25 protein-coding genes are annotated in these 22,852 nt (G+C 65.9%); 12 read left to right on the top strand and 13 right to left on the bottom strand.

Annotation, left to right across the window (positions count from 1 at the left end; all coding sequences use genetic code 11):
- Window positions 1-65 precede the first annotated feature (65 nt).
- Genes VFW69_RS11430 through VFW69_RS11415 form a run of 4 tightly spaced genes read right to left on the bottom strand, consistent with a single transcriptional unit; the run spans window position 66 to window position 3,946 of the window.
- Window positions 66-1,118 (bottom strand): LLM class flavin-dependent oxidoreductase, encoded by a 1,053-nt coding sequence (locus VFW69_RS11430; protein ID WP_526501240.1) that lies wholly within the window; start codon window positions 1,116-1,118, stop codon window positions 66-68.
- Window positions 1,118-1,642: an SRPBCC family protein gene (locus VFW69_RS11425; RefSeq protein ID WP_526501238.1), complete on the bottom strand. Its 525-nt coding sequence runs from the start codon at window positions 1,640-1,642 to the stop codon at window positions 1,118-1,120. Before VFW69_RS11425 ends, VFW69_RS11430 begins: the two co-directional genes overlap by 1 nt.
- 44 nt (window positions 1,643-1,686) lie before the next feature.
- A complete protein-coding gene (locus VFW69_RS11420; RefSeq protein WP_526501236.1) occupies window positions 1,687-2,802 on the bottom strand; it encodes a fatty acid desaturase family protein in 1,116 nt (371 codons plus the stop codon).
- Window positions 2,803-2,842: 40 nt separating this feature from the next.
- Entirely contained in the window at window positions 2,843-3,946 is a 1,104-nt protein-coding gene (locus VFW69_RS11415; RefSeq protein WP_526501234.1) for a flavin reductase family protein, read from the bottom strand.
- Between the two features lie 70 nt (window positions 3,947-4,016).
- On the opposite strand from VFW69_RS11415, the gene VFW69_RS11410 reads away from it, so the two are divergent.
- Window positions 4,017-4,691, top strand: a complete 675-nt coding sequence (locus tag VFW69_RS11410; protein ID WP_221044979.1) for a TetR family transcriptional regulator — start codon at window positions 4,017-4,019, stop codon at window positions 4,689-4,691.
- Between the two features lie 34 nt (window positions 4,692-4,725).
- Here VFW69_RS11410 and VFW69_RS11405 read toward each other — a convergent pair whose 3' ends face one another.
- Complete coding sequence (locus VFW69_RS11405) at window positions 4,726-5,079, bottom strand: hypothetical protein (protein WP_526501232.1); 354 nt, start codon at window positions 5,077-5,079, stop codon at window positions 4,726-4,728.
- Between the two features lie 63 nt (window positions 5,080-5,142).
- Complete coding sequence (locus VFW69_RS11400; RefSeq protein ID WP_526501230.1) at window positions 5,143-5,748, bottom strand: GNAT family N-acetyltransferase; 606 nt, start codon at window positions 5,746-5,748, stop codon at window positions 5,143-5,145.
- A 51-nt stretch (window positions 5,749-5,799) separates the two neighbouring features.
- Here VFW69_RS11400 and VFW69_RS11395 point away from each other — a divergent pair, with 51 nt between their 5' ends.
- The 3 genes from VFW69_RS11395 to VFW69_RS11385 all read left to right on the top strand — a co-directional run bounded on the left by VFW69_RS11395 (window position 5,800) and on the right by VFW69_RS11385 (window position 9,159).
- Complete coding sequence (locus VFW69_RS11395) at window positions 5,800-6,897, top strand: F420-dependent hydroxymycolic acid dehydrogenase (RefSeq protein ID WP_526501228.1); 1,098 nt, start codon at window positions 5,800-5,802, stop codon at window positions 6,895-6,897.
- 171 nt (window positions 6,898-7,068) lie between these two features.
- Complete coding sequence (locus VFW69_RS11390) at window positions 7,069-7,770, top strand: ANTAR domain-containing protein (RefSeq protein WP_526501226.1); 702 nt, start codon at window positions 7,069-7,071, stop codon at window positions 7,768-7,770.
- A 96-nt stretch (window positions 7,771-7,866) separates the two neighbouring features.
- Window positions 7,867-9,159, top strand: coding sequence for an acyl-CoA dehydrogenase family protein (locus tag VFW69_RS11385; protein WP_526501256.1), 1,293 nt, complete (start codon window positions 7,867-7,869; stop codon window positions 9,157-9,159).
- 14 nt (window positions 9,160-9,173) lie between these two features.
- On the opposite strand, the gene VFW69_RS11380 is transcribed toward VFW69_RS11385, so the two are convergent.
- Window positions 9,174-9,629 carry a MaoC family dehydratase gene (locus VFW69_RS11380; RefSeq protein WP_526501224.1) on the bottom strand — a complete coding sequence of 152 codons (456 nt, stop codon included), beginning with the start codon at window positions 9,627-9,629 and terminating at the stop codon, window positions 9,174-9,176.
- A gap of 153 nt (window positions 9,630-9,782) precedes the next feature.
- On the opposite strand from VFW69_RS11380, the gene VFW69_RS11375 reads away from it, so the two are divergent.
- Window positions 9,783-9,956 carry a hypothetical protein gene (locus tag VFW69_RS11375; RefSeq protein WP_165821753.1) on the top strand — a complete coding sequence of 58 codons (174 nt, stop codon included), beginning with the start codon at window positions 9,783-9,785 and terminating at the stop codon, window positions 9,954-9,956.
- 22 nt (window positions 9,957-9,978) lie between these two features.
- Here the strand turns inward: VFW69_RS11375 and VFW69_RS11370 are convergent, their stop codons facing one another.
- Both VFW69_RS11370 and VFW69_RS11365 read right to left on the bottom strand, forming a co-directional pair.
- Window positions 9,979-10,380, bottom strand: coding sequence for a DUF302 domain-containing protein (locus VFW69_RS11370; RefSeq protein WP_526501221.1), 402 nt, complete (start codon window positions 10,378-10,380; stop codon window positions 9,979-9,981).
- Between the two features lie 33 nt (window positions 10,381-10,413).
- The gene (locus VFW69_RS11365) at window positions 10,414-10,722 is read right to left on the bottom strand and encodes a metal-sensitive transcriptional regulator (protein ID WP_526501219.1); all 309 of its coding nucleotides are present in this window, start codon (window positions 10,720-10,722) and stop codon (window positions 10,414-10,416) included.
- A gap of 92 nt (window positions 10,723-10,814) precedes the next feature.
- Between VFW69_RS11365 and VFW69_RS11360 the strand changes: the two genes are divergently transcribed.
- From VFW69_RS11360 to ag85C, 5 genes are all read left to right on the top strand, one after another.
- Window positions 10,815-11,312 carry a metallophosphoesterase family protein gene (locus tag VFW69_RS11360; protein WP_526501217.1) on the top strand — a complete coding sequence of 166 codons (498 nt, stop codon included), beginning with the start codon at window positions 10,815-10,817 and terminating at the stop codon, window positions 11,310-11,312.
- Between the two features lie 67 nt (window positions 11,313-11,379).
- On the top strand, window positions 11,380-11,832 hold the full coding sequence (locus VFW69_RS11355; RefSeq protein ID WP_526501215.1) for a MarR family winged helix-turn-helix transcriptional regulator: 453 nt from the start codon (window positions 11,380-11,382) through the stop codon (window positions 11,830-11,832).
- On the top strand, window positions 11,829-12,659 hold the full coding sequence (locus VFW69_RS11350; protein ID WP_526501213.1) for an ATP-binding cassette domain-containing protein: 831 nt from the start codon (window positions 11,829-11,831) through the stop codon (window positions 12,657-12,659). The genes VFW69_RS11355 and VFW69_RS11350 overlap by 4 nt, the downstream gene beginning before the upstream one ends.
- Window positions 12,649-13,467, top strand: a complete 819-nt coding sequence (locus tag VFW69_RS11345) for an ABC transporter permease (protein ID WP_526501211.1) — start codon at window positions 12,649-12,651, stop codon at window positions 13,465-13,467. The genes VFW69_RS11350 and VFW69_RS11345 overlap by 11 nt, the downstream gene beginning before the upstream one ends.
- A 232-nt stretch (window positions 13,468-13,699) precedes the next feature.
- Entirely contained in the window at window positions 13,700-14,713 is a 1,014-nt protein-coding gene (gene ag85C / locus VFW69_RS11340) for a diacylglycerol acyltransferase/mycolyltransferase Ag85C (RefSeq protein WP_526501209.1), read from the top strand.
- A gap of 60 nt (window positions 14,714-14,773) precedes the next feature.
- Here ag85C and VFW69_RS11335 read toward each other — a convergent pair whose 3' ends face one another.
- The 4 genes from VFW69_RS11335 to VFW69_RS11320 form a co-directional block, all read right to left on the bottom strand.
- The gene (locus tag VFW69_RS11335) at window positions 14,774-15,460 is read right to left on the bottom strand and encodes a YoaK family protein (RefSeq protein WP_526501207.1); all 687 of its coding nucleotides are present in this window, start codon (window positions 15,458-15,460) and stop codon (window positions 14,774-14,776) included.
- Between the two features lie 35 nt (window positions 15,461-15,495).
- The gene (locus VFW69_RS11330; RefSeq protein ID WP_526501205.1) at window positions 15,496-16,845 is read right to left on the bottom strand and encodes a maltokinase N-terminal cap-like domain-containing protein; all 1,350 of its coding nucleotides are present in this window, start codon (window positions 16,843-16,845) and stop codon (window positions 15,496-15,498) included.
- A gap of 55 nt (window positions 16,846-16,900) precedes the next feature.
- A complete protein-coding gene (gene treS / locus VFW69_RS11325) occupies window positions 16,901-18,670 on the bottom strand; it encodes a maltose alpha-D-glucosyltransferase (RefSeq protein WP_526501203.1) in 1,770 nt (589 codons plus the stop codon).
- 120 nt (window positions 18,671-18,790) lie between these two features.
- Window positions 18,791-19,873 (bottom strand): S1C family serine protease, encoded by a 1,083-nt coding sequence (locus VFW69_RS11320; RefSeq protein ID WP_526501201.1) that lies wholly within the window; start codon window positions 19,871-19,873, stop codon window positions 18,791-18,793.
- A gap of 174 nt (window positions 19,874-20,047) precedes the next feature.
- On the opposite strand from VFW69_RS11320, the gene VFW69_RS11315 reads away from it, so the two are divergent.
- Both VFW69_RS11315 and VFW69_RS11310 read left to right on the top strand, forming a co-directional pair.
- A complete protein-coding gene (locus tag VFW69_RS11315; RefSeq protein WP_526501199.1) occupies window positions 20,048-20,473 on the top strand; it encodes a TIGR03668 family PPOX class F420-dependent oxidoreductase in 426 nt (141 codons plus the stop codon).
- A gap of 143 nt (window positions 20,474-20,616) precedes the next feature.
- The gene (locus VFW69_RS11310) at window positions 20,617-22,776 is read left to right on the top strand and encodes an elongation factor G-like protein EF-G2 (RefSeq protein WP_526501197.1); all 2,160 of its coding nucleotides are present in this window, start codon (window positions 20,617-20,619) and stop codon (window positions 22,774-22,776) included.
- Window positions 22,777-22,852 lie beyond the last annotated feature (76 nt).

Raw genomic sequence — 22,852 nt, 5'->3', positions numbered from 1 at the left:
CGCCGAGCGTGTAATCAGGGCGAAAAAACCGCGGAAAAGTCGCCACCAGTACACGTTCGGCGTAGTCAGGCAGTCTCTCGGACCAGCTCGATCGCCCGGCCCAAGGTCTCCAGCTTGGCGTCCAGGGTGTCACCCGCGGGATACAGCCGCACGGTGTTGACTCCGGCGTCGTGCCATACGGCAAGGCGCGCGGAGACCATCGCCTCGGTCCCGATGAGCGTGGTGGCCAGCACCATCTCGTCGGTCACCAAGGTGGCCGCGCCGTCCCGGTCACCGCGCTGCCAGCGCTCGCGCACCGCGGCGGCAACGTCTGCCCAACCCTGCCGGCTGTAGGCCCGGTTGTAGAAATTTGTGCTCGACGACCCCATGCCGCCGAGGCTGAAGGCCAGCTCTTTCTTGCGGACCGCGACCATGCCGCGCAACTCGTCTTCGTCTGCGGCGAAAGCGACTTCGGCGCCCTGGCAGATGTCGACATCGGCGCGAGTGCGGTTCGCGGCCGCCAGCCCCTCATCGAGGTGGGAGAAGTAGGCGTCGCCCGCGCCTTCGGGCACGAAGCTGGTGCCCAGCCAGCCGTCGGCGACGCGTCCGGTCAACCGCAGCATCGCCGGCGACAGGGCTGCCAGGTACACCGGAATGGCGTGCTCGGCATGGGTCGACAAACGCATCGGCACCGCCTCACCGCCGGGCCGGGGAATTTCCAATTCCTCTCCTGCATAAGAGATTTTCCCCCCGGCGAACGCCAGCCGCACGATGTCGATCGTTTCGGACATGCGTGCCAGCGGTCGGCTGAAAGAGACACCGTGCAGACCCTCGATCACCTGCGGGCCCGAGGCGCCCAGACCGAGCAGGAAACGCCCGTTCGACAGATTGGACAGCGTGATCGCCGTCTGGGCGACCATGACCGGTGACCGCGTGCCGACTTGAAGGACGCCGGAACCCAGCAGCATCCGCTCGGTCCGCGCCGCCAGGTAGCCCAGCGCCGACGGCGCATCCGCACCCCACGCCTCGGCCACCCAGCAGACATCCAGCCCCAGCTTCTCCGCCTCGACGACCAACGCCGTGACCTCAGCGACCTCGCTCCCGGCACCGGACAGCTCGACCGTCGTGGCCGTCCGCATCAACGCACTCCGTGTTCGGCCAGCCGTTTGATCGCTGCCAGCGTCTTTTCGATCGCGCCCTCGAACTCGCGCAACCGCACGAACACAATCTTCTGTTCCTTGTCCGGCATCGACTCGAGGGCCACCGACAGGCCCGAGCGCCCCGGCCCCATCTGCATCCAGTAACTCAGGACGGTGCCGCCGTCGCGGGGCGCCAGCCGGAATCGCCACATAGCCGCGGGGTTGTCGGGTTCGCCGACGGCCCAAGCGAATTCGTGCGGTTGGTCGCAGGAGACGATCTGCGAGGTGCTGGTCCACTGCCCAAACGCGTCATGCTCATTGTGGCCGATGAAGCGGGCGCCGACCCGCGGGCCTTCCGATCCCTCGGCCCATTCCACGGCCTTCAGCTCGTTGCTGAACGCCGGCATCAGCGCGATATCGGAGACCAGGCTCCAGACCCGGGCCGGGTCGGCGTCGACCCACGTCGAAGCTTCCACTGTCGGGGTATCCGCATAGCGCGCGCCGGTCCATTCCACGGACCTCATTGTGCCCCTGTACCGGCGCGAGGCAATGCCGGGACCGCGTGGATTTAGGCGGCGACCGGCTCGCGCTCGGGGGACTTCTCGGCGCCGGCTCTCTGTCCCCACGAGTCGGGGAAGGTCAGCCGGACGATCTTGCGGACGACCGTGCCGAACTGGCGCAGCAGCGGACCGCGGTTGTACGGGATGCCGTAGCGTTCGCAGATCTCCTGCACCTCGGACGCGATCTCGGAGTAGCGCCGGGCCGGCATGTCGGGGAACAAGTGATGCTCGATCTGGTGTGACAGGTTGCCGGACAACAGGTGAAAGAACTTGCCGCCGGTCAGGTTTGCCGAGCCGAGGACCTGGCGGAAGTACCACATGCCGCGTGACTCGTCCTTGGTTTCTTCGACGGTGAATTCCTGCGTCCCGTCCGGGAAGTGGCCGCAGAAGATGATCATGTACGACCACACATTGCGCATCAGGTTAGCGGTGAGGTTACCGGTGAAGACGAACGGCGCGAAGGGTCCCGCCAGCAGCGGGAAGGCGACGTAGTCCTTGAGGGCCTGCCGGCGGGTCTTCTTCCAGATGGCCCGAAGAACTTCGCGCTTGTCCTCGAGCCGGATCTCACCGGAGCGAATGCGCTCGGTTTCGAGCTCGTGCAGCGCAACGCCGTACTGAAACAGCACCATCAGCAGGAAAGCGTAGACCGGGTTGCCGAGGAAGTACGGCTGCCACCGCTGATCTTCGCTCATCCGCAGAATTCCGTAGCCGATGTCGCGGTCCATCCCCACGATGTTGGTGTGAGTGTGGTGCATGTAGTTGTGCGAGTGCCGCCATTGATCGGCCGGGCATGCCGTGTCCCACTCGAAGGTGCGACCGGAGATCGCCGGGTCGCGCATCCAGTCGTACTGGCCATGCATGATGTTGTGGCCGATCTCCATGTTGTCCAGGATCTTCGACAGGCCCAGCATCGTGGTGCCCGCCAACCATGCCGGCGGTAGGAATCCAGCGAACAGCAGCGCCCGGCCACCGACTTCCAGCGCACGCTGCGCCTTGATGACGCGGCGGATGTAGTCGGCGTCCTGTTCTCCGAGTTCTGCCATCACGCGTTCCTTGATGGCGTCGAGTTCGCGGCCGAATGCGTCGGCCTGTTCGCGTGTCAGGGTGATTTTGTCGTTCGACATTGCTTGTCCTCCAAGCGTTTTGTGAGCTGTAATGGCCGGTTTAGAGCGACAGGTCCACGTCACCGACCGGAACGGACACGCAGATCTGCACGTTCTCGTCGGGAGCGGTCGAGACCGCACCGGTGACCAGGTTGCGCACGGTGCCGGCGGTTTTGCGGCGCGTGCAGGTGTGGCAGATGCCCATCCGGCATCCGTTTTCGGGTGACAGGCCCGCCGATTCGGCCTGTTCTAACAGCGACCGCCCGTCGTCCACGATGTCAACACCACTGTCGGAGAATGTGACTCGTCCACCTGACGGCTTCGTCGGCGCGTCGAAGACCGGCGGCACGAAGCTCTCGGTGTACACGTTATCGCAGTGCGATTTGACGGCCTCGACCAGAGGCGTTGGCCCGCAGACGAATACCGCATCGGGGGACGGCATCGCGGCGGCCAGATGCTCAGGGCCAAAACGCCCGGTGAGGTCGCCGTCGTGCGATCGGGTGTAGCCGTGCAATACCCGCACCGCGGACATCGCGGCCAACTCGTTGCGGTAGCACGCCTCGGCGGGCTTGCGGGAGTAATGAATGAAGGCGATCTCGCCCGAATGGCCCTGGGCGAGCAGGGTGCGCGCCATCGCCATCACGGGAGTGACGCCGCTACCCCCGGAGATGAAGAGGATGCGCTGCGGGCTCCGTGGTCCGCGTGCCGGCAACGTGAAGTCACCGCCGGTGCCGGTCAAACCGACCACCATGCCACGGTGGGCGTGTTCGTACAGGTAGTTCGAGACCAGGCCGCCCTCGTGCCGACCGATGGTCAACTCGAGGCTCGCCGTCCCTTCGGCATTGGCGGGCGAATAGCACCGGGAGTGCCGGCGGCCGTCGATCTCGACAGTGAGGTTGACGTACTGGCCGGCCTTCAGGGTGTGAGCGGACAGGAAGGTGTCGTTGGGGGTCAGGGTCAGGGTGACACTGCGCGGGGTGGTCCGGCGCACGTCCGTCACTTTGGCGCGGGCTTCGCCCAGCGTCCAGGTCGGCGCCACCAGTTCGGTGTAACGGTCGACGCCGTGCGGACCGGTCAGCAGGTCCAACAGCTCTGAACCCATTACGCGCTGCCGAAAAGTCCGCGCGAGGACTCGGCCAGAAGCTTGTGCGGTTTGAGTGAACATATGTACACCGTGCGTTCCCGGCACCCACGCAGTCAAGGGTTTACTGCCTGCATGTGGTAGGGTTCACACAGTGAACGGCCGTACTCCTAGCTCACGCGGGCGCGGCTCTGGCCGCGAGCGATCGCGCGAAAGCCAGTCGCGCGAGGAGCGCAAGGAGGCGACTCGTCGGGCCATCATCGCCGCGGCACTCAAGCTGTTGCAGGACCGCAGCTTTTCCAGTCTGAGCCTGCGCGAGGTGACCCGCGAGGTCGGGATCGTTCCGGCGGCGTTCTACCGGCATTTCGAGTCGATGGAGGCCCTGGGCCTGGTCTTGATCGACGAATCTTTTCGGAGCCTGCGCGACACCCTGCGCGATGCGCGCGCCGGGAAGCTCGACCCGAACCGGGTGATCGAGTCCTCCGTCGAGATCCTGGTCGCCAGCGTCGCCGACAGGCGCGAACACTGGCGGCTCATCGGCCGGGAGCGCAACAGCGGCCTGTCGGTGCTGCGGTACGCGATTCGCACCGAGATCCGGCTGATCACGTCCGAACTGGCCACCGACCTGGCCCGATTCCCCGGGCTGAACAAGTGGACCACGGAGGATCTCAACGTGCTGGCGACCCTGTTCGTCAACGCCATGATCGTGATCGCGGAGGCCATCGAGGACTCGCAGAGCACCGAGGCGACCGAAGACATCCGCCGCCTCGCCGTCAAGCAGTTGAGGATGATCGCCACCGGTATCGCCGGCTGGCGAAGCACGCCCTGATTGCGTCGGCTGCAGTAAACAGCCGAGCACTGACTTACTCGTCGACGACGTCGTACAGCGAGTCGCCGTCCTCGGGGGTGCCGTCGATCTGGCCCCGATGGGCGCGCCGGGGTTTGTCGTCGACCGGCTCGATGGCATCGGGGACGTCGGGTTCCTCGGCAGCCAGACGGGCATCGAGGGATTCGCCTTCGCGTTCCTCTCTGGCCGTCATGCCGAACTTGTCGGCCTCGCTCCAGCCCTCGGGCGGATCGACGACGATGTCGCCGTCGTCGTTGCGCAATTCGTCCGAGTCGGTACCTTCGCTCGGGTTCAGGGTGTCACCCGGGCCGCCCTCTTCGGGGAAATCCGCGGGATCCACCAGCTCGTCCGCCTGGGGGTTATCGCTCATGCCGAAACGGTTGCCCGCCGCATCGGGGGGTTAAACGCGCCAGGGGGTCATTGCGGCAAGCCGTTACCGCGGTGGGCGCCACATGGCCCATAGGCTCGGACCACCGTCCGGCAGCACGATCTCGCGGGTGACCGTGAAGCCGAAACGCTCGTAGTACGACACATTTTCGGGCTTGCTCGACTCGAGATAGGCCGGACAGTACTCGGCGTCGCAGCGGTCCAGCCGCGACCTCATCAACGCCTGACCGAATCCTGTGCCGCGGACGGCCGGATCACTGCCGATCACGGCCAGATACCAGTGGGGTTCCTCGGGGTGCACACTCTTCATCAATTCCTGCACCGCGCGTCCGCGCATCGAGCGCAGTCCGAACACCCGGATGAAGGTCGGCGTCATCGCCAGCTGCCCACCGGTTGTCTCCTGCCATTGGCCGGGCGGATCCCACAGCGCCGCAGCGCCGATACCCGCGTCCGCGCGGGCCACCTCCACGCCCCCGCGTGCCAGGTGGTGGTGGCGCGTCATCGTCGCGAACAACCGGGACAGGTGCACGGTCCGCTTGTCCTGATCGGGAATCAGCCAGAGCATCACCGGGTCGTCGTAGAACGCGCGCGCCAGCGTGCGTGAGAGCTCGCGGACATCGGCTTTCACTGCCGGTCGGACCTGCGGGGTCATCCGCATGAGGCTAGTGCGTGTCAGCCCCGGTAGGACGGGTATGCCGATCCGATGGGCGGCATGTCGCGGCGAGCATTCGGGCGGGTGGCAGCAGGTGCGGGTGTGCTCGGATCCGTCGGGCTGACCGACGGATGCGCGAAACCCACTGGCGCTAATGGCAAGTCCAGCGGTCCACCACCGCCGCCGGGCAAGGGCGTGGGCTTCGTGCTCTCCCACGAGCAGTTCCGCACCGACCGGCTGGTGGCACAGGCTCAGGCCGCCGAGCAGGCCGGCTTTCAGTACGTGTGGGCCAGCGACCACATCCAGCCATGGCAGGACAATGAGGGCCACGCGATGTTTCCCTGGCTGACGTTGGCGCTGGTCGGCAGCGGCACCAGCCATGTTTCGTTCGGCACCGGGGTGACCTGTCCCACCTACCGCTACCACCCCGCCACGGTCGCCCAGGCCTTCGCCTCCCTGGCGATCCTCAACCCGGGCCGGGTGTTTCTGGGCGTGGGCACCGGTGAGCGGCTCAACGAGCAGGCCACCACCAACACCTACGGCAACTACGTCGAGCGTCACGACCGGCTGGCCGAAGCGATCGAGCTGATCCGCCAACTGTGGAGTGGCTCGCGAATCTCATTCTCCGGACGCTATTTCCAGACGAATTCGCTGAAGCTCTACGACGTCCCGGCGATGCCCCCGCCGATCTTCGTCGCAGCCGCCGGCCCGAAGAGCGCGCGGCTCGCCGGGCAGCGCGGGGACGGCTGGATCACCCAGGCCCACGATGTCACGAACCCAAACCTGTTGGCGGCCTTCGCTGCCGGTGCACAGGACGCAGGCCGGGATGCGGGCACGCTGGGTAAGCGCGCCGAATTGTTCGCGGTCGTCGGCGGCGACGCCGAGGCGGCCCGGGCCGCCACGCTCTGGCGTTTCACGGCCGGCGCCGTCGATCAGCCCAATCCCGTCGAGATCCAGCGCGCGGCCGAGTCCAACCCCATCGACAAGGTGCTGGCCGGCTGGACCGTCGGCACCGACGCGGCCCCCCACATCGACGCTGTGCAGCGGGTTCTGGACGCCGGTGCCGTCCCATTCCTGCACTTTCCCCAAGATGATCCCGTCGTCGCCATCGACTTCTACCGCGCGAACGTCTTGCCGAAGCTGCGCTGAACGGACCTCGGCTGCCTGCCTGGGGTTCGAGATCGGGGTGTCGACGCCGGGTACCCGGGGCCTTTTGCGCCAAACTCGCCGGGCAGGCACTTTCTGAGCCTGCGACTCATACCCACGAACTCGACCGTGCGGGTTACGAGCAGCGGGCAGATCGTGCAGAATCGGGGTCCTATGGACGTTTCAGACCCGGGCTCCCAGCACGAGCTGGCCGTGCGGATGGCCGAGCTCGCCCGCGGGATCGCCGCGCCGCGCCGCCTCGAGCAGGTGCTCGCCGAGGTGACCGCTATGGCGGTGGAGGTGATACCGGGAGCTGACATCGCGGGTGTGCTGCTGGTGAAGAAGGGCGGCGAGTTCGAATCGCTGGCCGACACCGACGGCCTGGCTGCGCAGCTCGACAAGCTGCAGCACGACTTCGGTGAGGGGCCCTGCGCCGAGGCCGCCCTGCAGGAGACGATAGTGCGCAGCGATGACCTACGTAACGAACCGCGCTGGCTGAAATACGCGCCCGCGGCGGTCGAGCTCGGTGTGCTCAGCAGCATGTCCTTCAAGCTGTACACCGCGGACCGCACAGCCGGCGCACTGAACCTGTTCGGTCATCAAGCGAATGTGTGGAATGCCGAAGCCGAGACCATCGGCTCGGTGTTCGCCGCGCACGCCGCCGCGGCGATCCTGGCCGGAAGCCATGCGGAACAACTGTATTCGGCGGTGTCGACTCGCGACCGCATCGGTCAGGCCAAGGGCATCATCATGGAACGCTTCGGTGTGGACGACGTGCGAGCCTTCGACTTGCTCCGGACGCTCTCGCAGGAGAACCAGATCAAGCTGGTCGACATCGCCCAGCGGATCATCGACACTCGCGGCGAGCACGAATAGGTCCTTGGCGGAACCGAGGCGATCGCCCCGCTCTAGGATGGGGTGGCTGCATCAACGAGTCCGGCGCGGGGTTGCGCCGGGGATTGGTTGGCCACCGTGTGGGACTTCGAAACCGACCCCGAATACCAGGCAAAGCTGGACTGGGTCGAAAAGTTCATGACCGAAGAGCTGGAACCGCTCGACCTGGTCGCGCTTGACCCGTACGACAAGAAGAACCCCGAAATGATGGCCGTTCTGCGGCCGTTGCAGCAGCAGGTGAAGGACCAGGGACTGTGGGCCGCGCACCTGCGCCCCGACCTGGGCGGTCAGGGCTTCGGCCAGGTCAAGCTCGCACTGCTCAACGAGATTCTCGGGCGTTCCCGTTGGGCGCCTTCGGTGTTCGGCTGTCAGGCACCGGACTCCGGCAACGCCGAGATCCTCGCGCTGTTCGGCACCGATGACCAGAAGGCCCGCTACCTGCAGCCGCTGCTGGATGGCGAGATCACCTCTTGCTACTCGATGACCGAACCGCAGGGTGGTTCGGATCCGGGAATGTTCGTGACGAGCGCGACCCGCGACGGCGATGACTGGGTCATCAACGGGGAGAAGTGGTTCTCCAGCAACGCCAAGCACGCCTCGTTCTTCATCGTCATGGCCGTGACCAAGCCCGACGCACGCACGTACGACAAGATGTCGCTCTTCATCGTTCCGGGCGAGACGCCGGGAATCGAGATCATCCGCAACGTCGGGGTGGGAGGCGAGTCGAAGCACGGTTCGCATGGGTACGTCCGTTACAACGACGTCCGCGTGCCGGCCGATCACGTGTTGGGTGGTGAAGGTGCCGCGTTCATGATCGCGCAGACCCGGCTCGGTGGTGGCCGCATCCACCACGCGATGCGCACGATTGCCCTGGCGCGCAAGGCCTTTGACATGATGTGCGAGCGCGCGGTCTCGCGCCAGACCAGGCACGGTAAACTGGCCGACTTCCAGATGACCCAGGAGAAGATCGCCGACAGCTGGATCCAGATCGAGCAGTTCCGGCTGCTGGTGTTGCGCACCGCCTGGTTGATCGACAAGCACGACGACTACCAGAAGGTGCGCCGCGACATCGCGGCCGTGAAAGTCGCGATGCCCCAGGTGCTGCACGACGTCGCGCAGCGCGCCCTGCACCTGCACGGTGCACTCGGCGTCTCCGACGAGATGCCGTTCGTCAAGATGCTGGTGGCCGCCGAATCGCTGGGCATCGCCGACGGCGCCACCGAGCTGCACAAGATGACGGTCGCCCGCCGGACCCTGCGTGAATACCAGCCGGTGACAACACCTTTCCCCTCAGCTCATATTCCGACCCGGCGCGCCGAAGCGCAGGCCCGACTAGCCGAGCGGCTGGAACACGCGGTCGCCGAGTTTTAAAGACGCACCAGGTGTCAGGCGACGAAACGAACCACGCTTTCGGCCACACACGCCGGCTTGGCCGAACCCTCGATCTCGACGCTGGTCGAGATGGTCGCCTGCACAGCGCCGTTACCGACATCATCGACGCTGACCAACGAACTCTGCGCGCGCACCCGAGAGCCGACCGGGACCGGGGCGGGGAAACGAACCTTGTTGAGGCCGTAGTTGATTGCGAGCTTGATGCCGTCGACGGTGTAGATCTGGTGCTGCAGCTGCGGCAGCAGCGCCAGGGTCATGAAACCGTGGGCGATGGTCTTGCCGAACGGACCTGACGCTGCCCGCTCCGGGTCGACGTGGATCCACTGGTGATCGCCGGTCGCATCGGCGAACAGGTTGACGTCTTCCTGGGTGATGGTAACCCAGTCGCTGTGCCCGAGGGCTTCGCCCGCAGCGGCGGCAAGTTCGGTGACTGATTCGAAGGTGCGCATTGGCGTGTTCTCCTTGGTTTCGGCTGCTAACAATAGCGCCGGGCCTCGACGCCCCGGCCATCCGGCCGATGCGCCGCAAGTGCGCGGTCCCGTTTTGCGCGAGCCGTTAGGGGAATCCCCCGGGGACGCTGCCCCACAAAAAAGGAAGTCATCATGCCAGATCACAAGGGCCACAAGGCCGAGGAAGACGTGGACGCTGAGACCCACCAGACTCAGTCCCGCGCCGCCGCGGGCGAGGAAGACGGCTCCTATGTGGGGGCTGCCGGTTCGGATGACTCGTTTGACGCCGGTGAGTCGGGAGCCGAAGCCCGCAGCCAAGACGGCTAGCCTCTGCAGAGCGCGGGCGCGCTTATCCGAGCGCGCCGATGGCGGCTTGCAACTTGGCGGTGGCCTGATCGGCGACGTCCTGCAGAGCTCCCTGCTCGCCGGTCACCTTGACCATGAGTTGGGGATCCATCGCCTCGACCAGAACCGCATCGGCATTGCCGGCGGGGTCGGACCGCACGACCACGTTGCATGGCAATAACTGGCCGATCTGGCGGTGGATGCCCAGCGCGCGATGCGCGAGGGTCGGGTTGCAGGCGCCCAGGATGAGGTAATTCTCCATGTCTTCGCCGAGCTTCTGCTTCAGCGTGGCTTTGACGTCGATCGTGGTCAGTACGCCAAAACCCTGATCCGCCAAAGCTTTTGTGGTCCGGTCCACCGCATCCTCGAACGAGGTGTGCAGCGTGGTGCTCAAAGCCGATGTCATTTTGACCCTCCCCCTTTCCGGCAGCCCGGACCCTCAGGCCAGGCTCAAAAACAGTTTCTCCAGCTCATCGAATGAGACGGCCGGCTTATCCTCTGTTCGGGTGATGCAGTCACGCAGACCCGACGCGATGATCTTGAACCCGGCGCGATCCAAGGCCTTTGACACCGCCGCCAACTGGGTCACGACGTCTTTACAGCTACGGCCCTGCTCGATCATCGAGATCACGCCCCCGAGCTGACCGTGCGCCCGCCGTAACCGGGTCAGGACGACATCGATGTCGCCGGGCTCATGCCTGACCACGTCTGCCTGAAGTGATCCGCTGCCGTTGCTTTCGATTGCCATGTGTTCCTTTATACCATACCCCGTAGGGTATACGAGAACGCTGCTCGACGGCGACCCGGCTAGCAGCGGCCCCAGTGGCGCAAGATGGGGCTGTGAGGCTGCTGCTGATTGCCGATACCCACATCCCCAAACGCGCCCGCGGCCTGCCCGCTCAGGTGTGGGAAGAGGTGGCCGAGGCGGACGTCGTAGTCCACGCCGGCGACTGGATAGCGCCGGAGTTCGTCGACGAGCTCGAGGACCGGGCGGCCCGGCTGGTGGGCTGCTGGGGAAACAACGACGGCCCGGCCGTGCGGGCGCAGTTGCCCGAATTTGCGGACGCGAGATTGGCGGGGGTGCGGTTCACCGTGGTGCACGAGACCGGCGCCGCGAGCGGACGCGATGCCCGGATGTCGCGGCTCTACCCCGACACTCAGGTGCTGGTCTTCGGGCACAGCCACATCCCGTGGGACACCACCACCGAGACTGGATTGCGCCTGCTCAATCCTGGGTCACCGACGGATCGCCGCCGGCAGCCGTTCTGCACCTACATGACCGCGCGCGTCGATGACGGTGAGCTGACCGACGTGGTACTGCATCGCCTTCCCAGGTAACGGGTACATACCTCACACATAGCTTCCACACATAGATAGCTCGGCTACAGAGGTATTATGGGTGCATATGAAATCACGCACTGATGTGGCAGGCGAGCTGTTCGGTGTGGTCGGCAGGTTCCGCCGACAACTCCGCAGGTCGGCCGGCCGCGGGTTCGAGTCGTCGCGGCTTTCCGAGTCTCAGTCGGAGCTGTTGTGGCTGGTCGGCCGCCGCCCGGGGATTTCGGTGAGCACCGCGGCCGACGAGCTCGGGCTGGTGCCCAACACCGCCTCGACCCTGGTCACCAAGCTGGTGTCCGGCGGACTGTTGCTGCGGACGGCGGGAGACACCGACCGCCGGGTGTGCCAACTCCGGCTCGCCGAGCCCGCCCAGCAGATCGTCGACGCATCCCGCGCCACCCGGCGGGCATTGTTGTCCGAGGTGATCGACGAACTCGACGACGACGAAATCGAGTCTTTGACAAAGGGATTGGAGGTCCTCGACACTATGACCCGAAAACTGCGAGAGCGGCGATCATGAGCGGGTCGCTGCCGATGGCGGTCGACGGCCGAAACCTGACCTATCGCTATGGCCAGTTCACCGCCGTCGATGATGTGACATTGCAGGTACGGCCCGGCGAAACCATGGGCCTGCTGGGGCCCAATGGCGCCGGTAAAACGACCATGGTCCGGATGCTGACCACGCTAACCCCCGTGCAGCACGGCGAACTGCACATTTTCGGATTGGACGCGCGCCGCCAAACCACCGACATCAGAAGCAATATCGGCTATGTGCCGCAACAGCTTTCGATCGAGCCCGCACTCACCGGCCGGCAGAATGTGGCTTGGTTCGCGCGGTTGTACGGCGTGCCCCGCAACGAGCGCGCCGAGCGCGTCGATCAGGCGCTGGTCGCCATGGATCTCACCGAGGTGGCCGACCGGCTGGCGTCGTCGTACTCCGGCGGCATGGTGCGCCGCCTCGAGGTGGCGCAGGCGCTGGTCAACCGACCGTCGCTGTTGGTGCTCGACGAACCCACCGTCGGCCTGGATCCCATCGCGCGTGACGGCGTGTGGGCACAGGTGCAAAAGATGCAGGCACAGTTCGGCATGACCGTGCTGCTGACCACCCACTACATGGAGGAGGCGGACGCGCTGTGCGACCGGGTCGCGCTGATGCACCGCGGTCAGCTGCGGGCCGTCGGCACCCCCGACAAGTTGAAGGCGACGGTATCGCCGTCGGCCACCCTCGAGGATGTGTTCCGCCATTACGCGGCATCGGGTCTGGACGAGGAAGAGGCGCCAGCGGAAACCAACGGGTCCATTCGCGAAATCCGTTCCAGCAGAAAGGTAGCGCGCCGTGTCGGTTGATAGCGCCGTGGCGGGTGCGCTGATCCGCGCCCCGCGTGGCTGGCAACGAATCGGCGCGCTGTCCAGTCGCATCGGAGCATTCGCGATCGTCGAACTGCAAAAGCTGCAACACGACCGGACCGAGCTGGTCACCCGGATGGTGCAGCCCGCGCTGTGGCTGTTGATCTTCGGGACCACGTTCAGCCACCTGCATGTCATCCCCACCGGATCGGTGTCGTATCTGGCATTTCTAGCGCCGGGGATCATCGCCCAGTCGGCGCTGTTCATCTCCATTTTCTATGGGATACAGATCATTTGGGATCGAGACGCGGGCGTGCTGGCCAAACTCATGGTGACGCCGGCCCCTGCATCGGCGCTGATCACCGGCAAGGCGTTTGCTGCCGGCGTCCGTTCGGTCGCCCAGGTGGTCGGCGTGCTGGCGCTGGCGTACGTGATGGGTGTCGGCGTGACGGTCAATCCGCTGCGGATCGTGGCGGCGATGGCCATCGTCATGCTCGGCGCCGCGTTCTTCGCGTGCCTGTCTATGACCCTGGCCGGTCTGGTGCGCAACCGCGACCGCCTGATGGGGATCGGCCAGGCGATCACGATGCCGCTGTTCTTCGCGTCGAACGCGCTGTACCCGGTCGACGTGATGCCGGCGTGGCTGCACGTGCTGAGCAAGGTCAATCCACTCAGTTACGAGGTGGACGCGCTGCGCGCGCTGCTGATCGGCACCCCATTCAACCCCGCGGACGTCGTCGTGCTGGTGGTGGCTGCTGTGCTCGGAATCGTCACGGCATCAACGCTTTTACGCCGATTGGTTGCCTGACGCGTTGTGGATCCGATAGCGCATGCGCCATCGCATCGCAAGGTGGCAATGGTTCCGAGAGACGATCGTGACTCGACTGTGACGATTTCTGGGCGAGGCTCAATCGTTAGCTAACCGCGATCTGATATCCCGGCCGCGACAATCGGATTCGGCGCTCTCACTGTGTTTCACTCCCCGAGAACAGATTCGACCGCACCATGCGGCAGATGAAAGTTGGGATGGGTAGAGAGCTATGTCGTTCTTCGAAAAGTTACGTGGTGCAGCGGCCATCATGCCGCGCCGACTGGCGATCGCGGCGATGGGTGCCTCCCTGCTGTCCGGTCTCGCGGTGGCCTCCGGCGGCTCCCCCGTCGCGGGGGCCTTCTCCAAGCCGGGCCTTCCGGTGGAATACCTCGAGGTGCCCTCGCCGTCGATGGGCCGCAATATCAAGGTCCAGTTCCAGGGCGGCGGATCGCACGCCGTCTACCTGCTCGACGGCCTGCGCGCGCAGGACGATTACAACGGCTGGGACATCAACACTCCCGCCTTCGAGGAGTTCTACCAGTCCGGCCTGTCGGTGATCATGCCGGTCGGCGGCCAGTCCAGCTTCTACAGCAACTGGTACCAGCCGTCATCGGGTAACGGACAGAACTACACCTACAAGTGGGAGACATTCCTGACCCAGGAAATGCCCCTGTGGATGCAGGCCAATAAGCAGGTTTCGCCGGCCGGCAACGCGGCGGTGGGGCTGTCGATGTCGGGCGGCTCCGCACTGATCCTCGCCGCCTATTACCCGCAGCAGTTCCCGTACGCGGCCGCGCTGTCGGCCTTCCTCAACCCGTCCGAGGGCTGGTGGCCAACCTTGATCGGCCTCGCGATGAGCGACGCGGGTGGTTACAGCGCCAACAGCATGTGGGGTCCGTCCACCGATCCGGCGTGGAAGCGCAACGACCCGATGATCCAGATTCCCCGGCTGGTGGCCAACAACACCCGCCTCTGGGTCTACTGCGGTAACGGCACCCCCACCGACCTCGGCGGCGACAACATGCCGGCGAAGTTCCTGGAAGGCATGACGCTGCGCACCAACCAGCAGTTCCAGAACACCTACGCGGCCGCGGGCGGACGCAACGGGGTGTTCAACTTCCCGGCCAACGGCACGCACTCGTGGCCCTACTGGAACCAGCAGTTGGTAGCCATGAAGCCCGACATCCAGCAGGTGCTCCTGGCCAGCAACACGACCACGCAACCGGCGCAACCGGCCACGTAGAAACCCGGCAAGCCAGCATCGGCAGTAGCGCACCGGTCAGCGCTACTGCCGATGCTCTTTTCACGCGTCGTCGAGCAGGGCCTGGCGATCGGAGTGGAAATACGTGTAGCCGGTGGTCAGCCCGCACACGACGGTGGCCACCACCAGCATCCACGTCCCGTTGACCAGCGTGCTGATGAAGCCGCCCACCGTCGCGCCGGCCGTGAAGCTGACGAACAGCAGGAAGTAGCCCAGCCAGTCCGACGCCGATCCGCCGGCGATGTGGCGTTCGATCCCCTGGCCCATCTTCACCAGCGTGCCGGTCACGTAGCTCAGCGGGACCGACACCTCGCCGCCCTTGACGAACGATGTGTTCAAAGTGCCAATCCCAAAGGCCACCAACATGATTGGTGCGAAGTCGAGCAGATTCTCTTCCCAGCCCTCGTCGACGACATCGGCCACGGTGGCCGCGGCCAGGCTGAACGTCGTCAGCACCGTCGGGCCGTGCGGATGGTCCACCCAGAAATGCCGCCGGCAGACCGAGGCAACCACCACGCCCGCGACGAAGCAGACGATCAACACCCCCGCCGTGGCCGACAGCAGCACGTCGCCGCGGAAATATCCGAGCACCGCGCGCTGGGCGTTGCCGGTCATGAACGTCACGAAGTAGCCGGCGGAGTGGGTGAAGGCGGTGGCCCCCAGCACGCCCGCGAGCGCGGCCAGCACCCACGACAATCGCGACTCGCTGTTGTTTATCTCATTCGGCACACGCACATGCTTTCAGACGGCCGCGGCACACGGAGCTAGGCAGCGGTGAGCCGAGCGATGGAGCGCAACGGAATTGGCAGCCAACCCGGCCGGTGCCGCGCCTCGTAGCCGGCCTCGTAGACGGCCTTGTCCAGCTCGTAGGCGGCCAACAGCTGCGCCGAGTCGCGCGGGTCGATCCCGGAGGCGGAGGCGTAGCCGTCGCAGAATGCGGTCCGGTTGCGTGCGACCCACTCGCGGGCGCGCGCCGCCAATTGCTTGTCGTCCGCCTGGTCGACCAGCGGTCCGTAGGCGGCGTATTCGAACGACCGCAGCACGCCGGCCACATCGCGTAACGGTGAATCGGGCGCGCGGCGTTCCTCGAGCGGTTGGCCGGGTTCGCCCTCGAAATCGATGAGCAGCCAGCGCTCCGGCGTGCGCAGCACCTGGCCCAGGTGCAGATCGCCGTGGACGCGCTGCACGGTGATCGTCTCGGTGACCAACTTCTGGAATCGCTCTTCGATCGTCGCCGCATGCTCCTCGAGCTGGGGAACCAGGGCCGCGGTCGCGGACAGCCGCGCCAGCACGTTGTCCACCGGGAATACGGCCTGCGACGTTCCGAGGGTCTCGGCCAAGGTGGCGTGCACCGACGCCACGGCCTCGCCCAGACGGTAGGACTCGCCGGCGAAGTCGCCGCCGACCTCGTACGCGTATAGGTCGCCCTCGGCGAACAGGTCGCGGACGCTGGCGGTGGCCATCGCCCAGCCTTCGGCGGAATTAGCGGCGAACTCGGTCACCATGCCCAGCGGCCACGCCGCGTCGGCGCCGCCATCCGAACCGGTCATCTCGTAGGTCCCCAGCAGCCGCGCGACGTGCGGGTTGCCGGCCCGCCCCAGCACGCGGTTCAGCTCGATGTCGGGGTTGATGCCGCTGCTGACCCGGCGGAAGACCTTGAAGATGGCGTCGCGGTCGAAGATGACGCTGGTGTTGGACTGCTCGGCATCGGAGACGTGCGCCATCGCCTCCAGCGGCAGCGTCGCATCCGGTTCCTTGTCGAATTTCACCTCGGTGCCCGACGCGCTGCGGGACGCGGACGAGTCGATCAAGGAGAGCAGGAACCGCGGCGCGTTGGCGTCATACATCGCGTCGAACCCGGTCCGGTCGTCGGCGGCGCCGATGGTGGCAACGCTGCTGTACTCGGAGAACGGCGCGGCATCCCACCGCACGAGCACCTGGTACCGGTGCCGGGAACCGTCGGCGTAATCGGCATCGACGAGGACCAAGTCCAGGCCGTCGTCGAGCGGGACGACCACGCTCACCTCGGCGCTGGCGAGTCGGCGGTTGCGTCCGCCGTACCAACGTTGCTGTGGGAGCCACTCAGACCAAGGCAGCTTGGCTGGCTGAGTCATGTGCGCCACTCCTCCTCATGGGATTCAGTCTGCATCGTCGCGGCGCGAGTCGAACTCATGCGTCCTGCTCGCATCCGGTCAGCTGGAACCAGTAGAACCCGTGTCCCGGCAGCGTCAGCAGGTAGGGCAGGTGACCAATGCGCGGAAACTCCACATGCCCGGTCAGCTCAACCGGCGTGCAACCGCTCCAATGCTGCAGATTCAGTTCAATCGGCTGGGGGAAACGTGAAAGGTTGTTGACGCAGAGCACGGTGCCGCCTTCGGATGCTTGCCGCAGGAACGCCAGCACCGACGGGTTCGAGCCACCCAACTCTTCGAAGGTTCCGATCGCGAAGGCCTCATGCCGGCGCCGCACGGCCAGCATCATGCGAGTGAAGTTGAGCAGCGACGTCGAGGTGTCGCGCTGGGCTTCGACGTTGACGGCCTGATAGCCGTAGACCGAGTCCTGGCTGGGCGGCAGATACAGCCGGCCGGGGTTGGCCTTGGAGAAGCCCGCGTTGCGGTCCGGGGTCCACTGCATCGGTGTGCGCACCCCGTCGCGGTCACCCAACCAGATCACGTCGCCCATGCCGATCTCGTCGCCGTAGTACAGCACCGGTGAGCCGGGCAGCGACAGCAGCAGCGCGGTGAACAGCTCGATCTGGTTGCGGTCGTTCTCCAGCAGCGGCGCCAACCGGCGGCGAATCCCGACGTTCGCCTTCATCCGCGGATCCTTGGCGTACTCGGAGTACATGTAGTCGCGTTCTTCGTCGGAGACCATCTCCAGCGTCAACTCGTCGTGGTTACGCAGGAAGATCCCCCACTGCGCCATGTCCGGGATCTCGGGCGTCTGGGCCAGGATCTCCGAAATCGGGAAGCGCGATTCCCGGCGCACCGCCATGAAGATGCGCGGCATCAGCGGGAATTGAAACGCCATGTGGCATTCGTCGCCGCCGGTGGTGGGGTCACCGAAGTACTCGACGACGTCGGCTGGCCACTGGTTGGCCTCGGCCAGCAGCACCCGGCCGGGGAATTCATCGTCGATGACCTTGCGGACGCGCCTGAGGAAGGCATGCGTCTCGGGCAGGTTCTCGCAGTTGGTGCCCTCGCGTTCGAAGAGGTAGGGCACCGCGTCCAGGCGGAAACCGTCGATACCCAGCTCGAGCCAGAACCGGAGCACGTCGATCATGGCTTCCTGAACCGCCGGATTGTCGTAGTTCAGGTCGGGCTGGTGGGAGAAGAACCGGTGCCAGTAGAACTGCTTGCGAACCGGGTCGAAGGTCCAGTTCGACTCTTCGGTGTCGATGAAGATGATCCGGGCGTCGGTGTACTTCTCGCTGGTGTCGCTCCACACGTAGAAGTCGCCGTACGGGCCGTCGGGGTCGTGCCGCGACTCCTGAAACCAGGGGTGTGAATCGGAGGTGTGGTTCATCACCAGGTCGGTGATGACCCTGATGCCCCGCTCGTGCGCGGCGTTGAGCAGCGCGACGAAATCCTCAACAGTCCCGAATTCGGGCAGCACCTTGTAGAAGTCCCGGATGTCGTACCCGCCGTCGCGCAACGGCGAGTCGTAAAAGGGCGGCAGCCAGATGCAGTCAATGCCCAGCCACTGCAGGTAGTCGAGGCGGCCCAACAGACCGCGCAGGTCACCGGCGCCGTCGGCGTTGGCGTCGAAGAACGCCCGCACCAGCACCTCGTAGAACACCGCGTGCTTGAACCAGGTCCGGTCGGTCGGCAGCGCGGCGGCGTTGTTGAAGTCCTCGGCGTCGGGGTGCTCCACGACGCCGTCCTGGACGTGACTGCCCCCCTCGGGATGGTGCTCGACAGCTTCTCTTGCGTCGTTCATCAAATCCACGATGCCACGGGTACCCTGGGCGCGACTTTCGGAATCACGCCCCCACGCTTACACGAAACACGCCCGGTAGCAAACGAATTGGCCACCGGTCGAGTCCCGTCGCCGCGGAGGTCAGGCCGGCGGTCCCTCCGCCAGGGTGACGTTCACGGTGTGATCGCCACCGCCATTGGACCGGTAGTGCACCGCGATGTTGTCCCCGGGATGATGCGGGACAAGCACCGCGGTCATGGACGTCGCGCCGTTGATCGCGACGTTGTCGACGCCAGTGATGACGTCGCCGGGCACGATCCCGGCGGCCCCGGCGGGACCGGTGTTGACCACCCGTTGCACCCGCGCGCCGTTGCCGTTGTTGTCCATCACACCCAGGCCGAGAAACGCGGTGGGACCGATGTGAACCGTGTTCGAGCCGGCGCCGGAGCGGATCTGCCCGGCAACCCCCATCGCGCGTCCGATGGGAATGGCGAATCCCTGCCCGCCGGACATCTTGTAGCTGTCAGTGGCGGCCGTGTCCACGCCGATCACCTGCCCTGCGCTGTTCACCAACGGCCCACCGGAGTCACCCGGCTTGATCGGTGCGTCCGCCTGGATCAGGCCGCCCAGGCTCTCCTGCGCGCCCGTCAGGGTGTCCGTCGCCGAGACGCTCTGGTTCAACGCGACAACCTTGCCCGTCACCGCGTTGGGCGTGCCGCCCTGGCCATTGACATTTCCGAGCGCGACGACGGGCTCTCCCACCGTGGCCTCGCCGCCGATCGCGGCGGTGGGCAGGCCGGCCGCGCCACGAAGTTGCAGCACCGCGATGTCCTGCGTGCGGTCGTAGCCGACCACGTCAACGGCATAGCTCTGGCCGTTGCCGACGTCGAATGCGCTGATGTCGGTGGCGCCGGAGATCACGTGGTTGTTGGTCAACACGACGCCGTTGGGATCGATCACGATGCCGGTTCCGGCGCCCACCGCGTCGTTGTAGCCGAATTTGGTGTCGATATTGACCACCTGCGGCCCGACCTGACCGACCATCGCCGACGGGTCGATTGGCGCCTGGGGACGGTCGGTGAACCGATCCAGCGCCAGGTTGGATGGTGACGCCGACGCCGGCGCGAGGCCCACGCCGGACCCCAGACCGAGGCCCAGTCCGACCACGGTCAGCACGCTGACCAACCATGACCACAAGACCGAGCGGTGGTGCGGTTTGCTCATCGGTGTCACCCTCCTGCTTCGCGGTGAAGAACAGACTGTCCCGGCCTGAGGCTCTTGGCGGCACATGTGTGTGTGTATAACCGTAATGCAGGTAGCTATGCACGGCATGTGTCAGGTTCTGATCAGCCTCAGCGGCTTCCTGTCCTTGACTACCGCGCGTCCTAAGCTGACACGGTGGGCGAATTCGACCCCAAGGCCAGCTTCAGCCGGGCCCAGGTAGCCCGACTGGCCACGGTCGCGCCCGGCGGCCTGCCGCACCTGGTGCCGGTGGTCTTCGCGGTCGCCGCCCACGACCGCGGCGGACCCGGCGTGGTCTACACGGCTGTCGACGCGAAGCCGAAAACGACACGGCGGCTGCGCCGTCTGGCCAACATCGACAGCAACCCCCACGTGAGCCTGCTCGTCGATCACTACGCCGACGATTGGACCCAGCTGTGGTGGGTGCGCGTCGACGGCGTCGCGACCGTCCACACCGACGGTGACCCCCTTGATCTCGGACGCCGCCTACTGCGCGCGAAATACCCTCAATATCAATCGGTTTCGCTGGACGGCCCGGTGATCGAGATCGCGGTGCAGCATTGGTCCAGCTGGCAATACTGAGCGGCGACGCCCGGCGACGCCCGGCGCCGCGGCGGCTGATCTGGCCCGACAGTCTTGTGGTCGACCGAAGTTGGGTGAATGGTAGCTAGATAGGTGCTAGCTAGGTCAGCAGCGGCGCGCCCTGGGCAACCTGGAGGAAAGTCATGGCCGACAGGACAAACACTTCCCAAGGAGCGGGGAACGCTCCTACCGCGAACGGTCCAGACGAAATCCGCAACGTGGTGCTGGTGGGTCCGTCGGGTGGCGGCAAAACCACACTCGTAGAAGCCCTGTTGGTCGCCGCCGGTGTGCTGACGCGGAGCGGCTCGGTCGCCGACGGCAGCACGGTTTGCGATTACGACGATGCCGAGATCCGCCAACAACGGTCGGTGGGCGTCGCGGTGGCATCCCTGTCGCACGACGGCGTCAAGGTGAACCTGGTCGACACTCCCGGATATCTCGACTTCGTGGGCGAATTGCGGGCCGGGCTACGCGCCGCGGATTGCGCGCTGTTCGTCATCGCGGCCAATGAAGGCGTCGACCAGCCCACCAAATCGCTATGGCAGGAATGCGACCAGGTCGGCATGCCCCGCGCCGTGGTGATCACCAAGCTCGACCACACCCGGGCGAATTACTCCGAGGCGCTGGCTGCGGCGCAGAATGCCTTCGGCGACAAGGTTTTACCGCTCTACCTGCCCACCGACCTGCCCTCCTGCCACGGCCTGATCGGGCTGTTGTCGCAGACGCGTTACGAATACACCGACGGCAAACGCACCGTGCAAGCACCGAACCCCTCCGACGCCGAGCAGGTCGAGGAAGCGCGCGGCGCGCTGATCGAAGGAATCATCGAGGAGTCTGAGGACGAGTCGCTGATGGAGCGCTATCTCGGAGGCGAGGCCATCGACGAAGCCGTGCTCATCGCGGATCTGGAGCGGGCCGTCGCCCGGGGGTCGTTCTTTCCGGTGATCCCGGTCTGCAGCAGCAGCGGCGTAGGCACCCTGGAATTGCTCGAGGTCGCCACCCGCGGCTTCCCGTCTCCGATGGAACACCCGCTGCCGGAGGTCTTTACCCAAGTCGGTGCGCCGCACGCCAGCCTCACGTGTGCCGTGGACGCGCCATTGCTCGCAGAGGTGGTGAAGACGACGTCGGATCCCTACGTGGGCAGGGTCAGCCTGGTCCGGGTGTTCTCCGGGACCATCAGGCCCGACACGACGGTTCATGTGTCGGGCCACTTTGCGTCGTTCTTCGGCACCGGCAACGGCAGTGGCCATGCGCATCCCGACCACGACGAGGATGAGCGCATCGGGGTGTTGTCCTTCCCTTTGGGCAAGCAGCAGCGCCCGGCGCCGGCAGTGGTGGCGGGTGACATCTGCGCGATCGGCAAACTGAGCCGCGCGGAAACGGGTGACACACTTTCGGACAAGTCGGAACCGTTGGTCTTGAAGCCCTGGACGATGCCCGAACCCCTGCTGCCCGTCGCGATCGCGGCCCACGCCAAGACCGACGAGGACAAGCTGTCGGTGGGGCTGGGACGGTTGGCCGCCGAAGACCCGACACTGCGGATCGAGCAGAACCAGGAGACCCACCAGATCGTGCTGTGGTGCATGGGCGAGTCCCACGCCGGCGTGGTGCTCGAGGCGCTGGCTAACCGGTACGGCGTCACCGTCGACACCGTGGAACTGCGCGTCCCGCTGCGAGAAACGTTCGCCGGCAAGGCGAAAGGCCACGGGCGCCACGTCAAGCAGTCCGGCGGTCATGGCCAGTATGCGGTGTGCGACATCGAGGTGGAGCCGCTGCCGGAAGGTTCCGGGTTCGAGTTTGTCGACAAGGTGGTCGGCGGAGCGGTGCCGCGGCAGTTCATTCCGAGCGTGGAGAAGGGCGTGCGTGCCCAGATGGAGAAGGGCGTGCACGCGGGCTATCCGGTGGTCGATATCCGTGTCACGCTGCTAGACGGCAAGGCGCACAGCGTCGACTCGTCGGACTTCGCGTTCCAGATGGCGGGCTCGCTGGCGTTGCGGGAGGCCGCCGCGGCGACGAAGGTGGCGCTGCTCGAGCCCATCGACGAGATCTCGGTGCTGGTGCCCGACGATTTCGTCGGTGCGGTGATGGGTGATCTGTCCAGCCGGCGCGGGCGGGTGCTCGGCTCCGACACCGCGGGCAACGAGCGCACCGTGGTCAAGGCCGAGGTGCCGCAGGTGGAGCTGATCCGCTACGCCATCGACCTGCGGTCCCTGGCCCATGGGGCCGCGTCGTTCACCCGGTCGTTCGCCCGCTACGAACCCATGCCGGAATCCGCGGCCGCGCGATTGAACGCCGCCGTCTAGAGCCCGTCAGCCCTGGCGGCCGAACTGCTCGGCCACCGCGCGCCGGTCCAGCGAACCTTTCGCGGTATGCGGCAAC

The sequence above is a fragment of the Mycobacterium sp. genome, assembly GCF_036273375.1.
GTDB lineage: Bacteria > Actinomycetota > Actinomycetes > Mycobacteriales > Mycobacteriaceae > Mycobacterium.
The sequence above is the reverse complement of the archived record's forward strand: the minus strand, read 5'-3'. Positions and strand labels throughout refer to the sequence as shown.

Excerpts from the sequence above, each read along its gene's own strand:
- VFW69_RS11390 (WP_526501226.1), top strand. The coding sequence starts at position 7,069 with ATGGACGTTTCAGACCCGGGCTCCCAGCACGAGCTGGCCGTGCGGATG.
- VFW69_RS11400 (WP_526501230.1), bottom strand. The coding sequence starts at position 5,748 with ATGACCCCGCAGGTCCGACCGGCAGTGAAAGCCGATGTCCGCGAGCTC.
- VFW69_RS11395 (WP_526501228.1), top strand. The coding sequence starts at position 5,800 with ATGGGCGGCATGTCGCGGCGAGCATTCGGGCGGGTGGCAGCAGGTGCG.
- VFW69_RS11370 (WP_526501221.1), bottom strand. The coding sequence starts at position 10,380 with ATGACATCGGCTTTGAGCACCACGCTGCACACCTCGTTCGAGGATGCG.
- ag85C (WP_526501209.1), top strand. The coding sequence starts at position 13,700 with ATGTCGTTCTTCGAAAAGTTACGTGGTGCAGCGGCCATCATGCCGCGC.
- VFW69_RS11405 (WP_526501232.1), bottom strand. The coding sequence starts at position 5,079 with ATGAGCGATAACCCCCAGGCGGACGAGCTGGTGGATCCCGCGGATTTC.
- treS (WP_526501203.1), bottom strand. The coding sequence starts at position 18,670 with ATGAACGACGCAAGAGAAGCTGTCGAGCACCATCCCGAGGGGGGCAGT.
- VFW69_RS11375 (WP_165821753.1), top strand. The coding sequence starts at position 9,783 with ATGCCAGATCACAAGGGCCACAAGGCCGAGGAAGACGTGGACGCTGAG.
- VFW69_RS11330 (WP_526501205.1), bottom strand. The coding sequence starts at position 16,845 with ATGACTCAGCCAGCCAAGCTGCCTTGGTCTGAGTGGCTCCCACAGCAA.
- VFW69_RS11320 (WP_526501201.1), bottom strand. The coding sequence starts at position 19,873 with ATGAGCAAACCGCACCACCGCTCGGTCTTGTGGTCATGGTTGGTCAGC.
- VFW69_RS11415 (WP_526501234.1), bottom strand. The coding sequence starts at position 3,946 with ATGTTCACTCAAACCGCACAAGCTTCTGGCCGAGTCCTCGCGCGGACT.
- VFW69_RS11355 (WP_526501215.1), top strand. The coding sequence starts at position 11,380 with ATGAAATCACGCACTGATGTGGCAGGCGAGCTGTTCGGTGTGGTCGGC.
- VFW69_RS11430 (WP_526501240.1), bottom strand. The coding sequence starts at position 1,118 with ATGCGGACGGCCACGACGGTCGAGCTGTCCGGTGCCGGGAGCGAGGTC.
- VFW69_RS11310 (WP_526501197.1), top strand. The coding sequence starts at position 20,617 with ATGGCCGACAGGACAAACACTTCCCAAGGAGCGGGGAACGCTCCTACC.
- VFW69_RS11425 (WP_526501238.1), bottom strand. The coding sequence starts at position 1,642 with ATGAGGTCCGTGGAATGGACCGGCGCGCGCTATGCGGATACCCCGACA.
- VFW69_RS11420 (WP_526501236.1), bottom strand. The coding sequence starts at position 2,802 with ATGTCGAACGACAAAATCACCCTGACACGCGAACAGGCCGACGCATTC.
- VFW69_RS11365 (WP_526501219.1), bottom strand. The coding sequence starts at position 10,722 with ATGGCAATCGAAAGCAACGGCAGCGGATCACTTCAGGCAGACGTGGTC.
- VFW69_RS11380 (WP_526501224.1), bottom strand. The coding sequence starts at position 9,629 with ATGCGCACCTTCGAATCAGTCACCGAACTTGCCGCCGCTGCGGGCGAA.
- VFW69_RS11350 (WP_526501213.1), top strand. The coding sequence starts at position 11,829 with ATGAGCGGGTCGCTGCCGATGGCGGTCGACGGCCGAAACCTGACCTAT.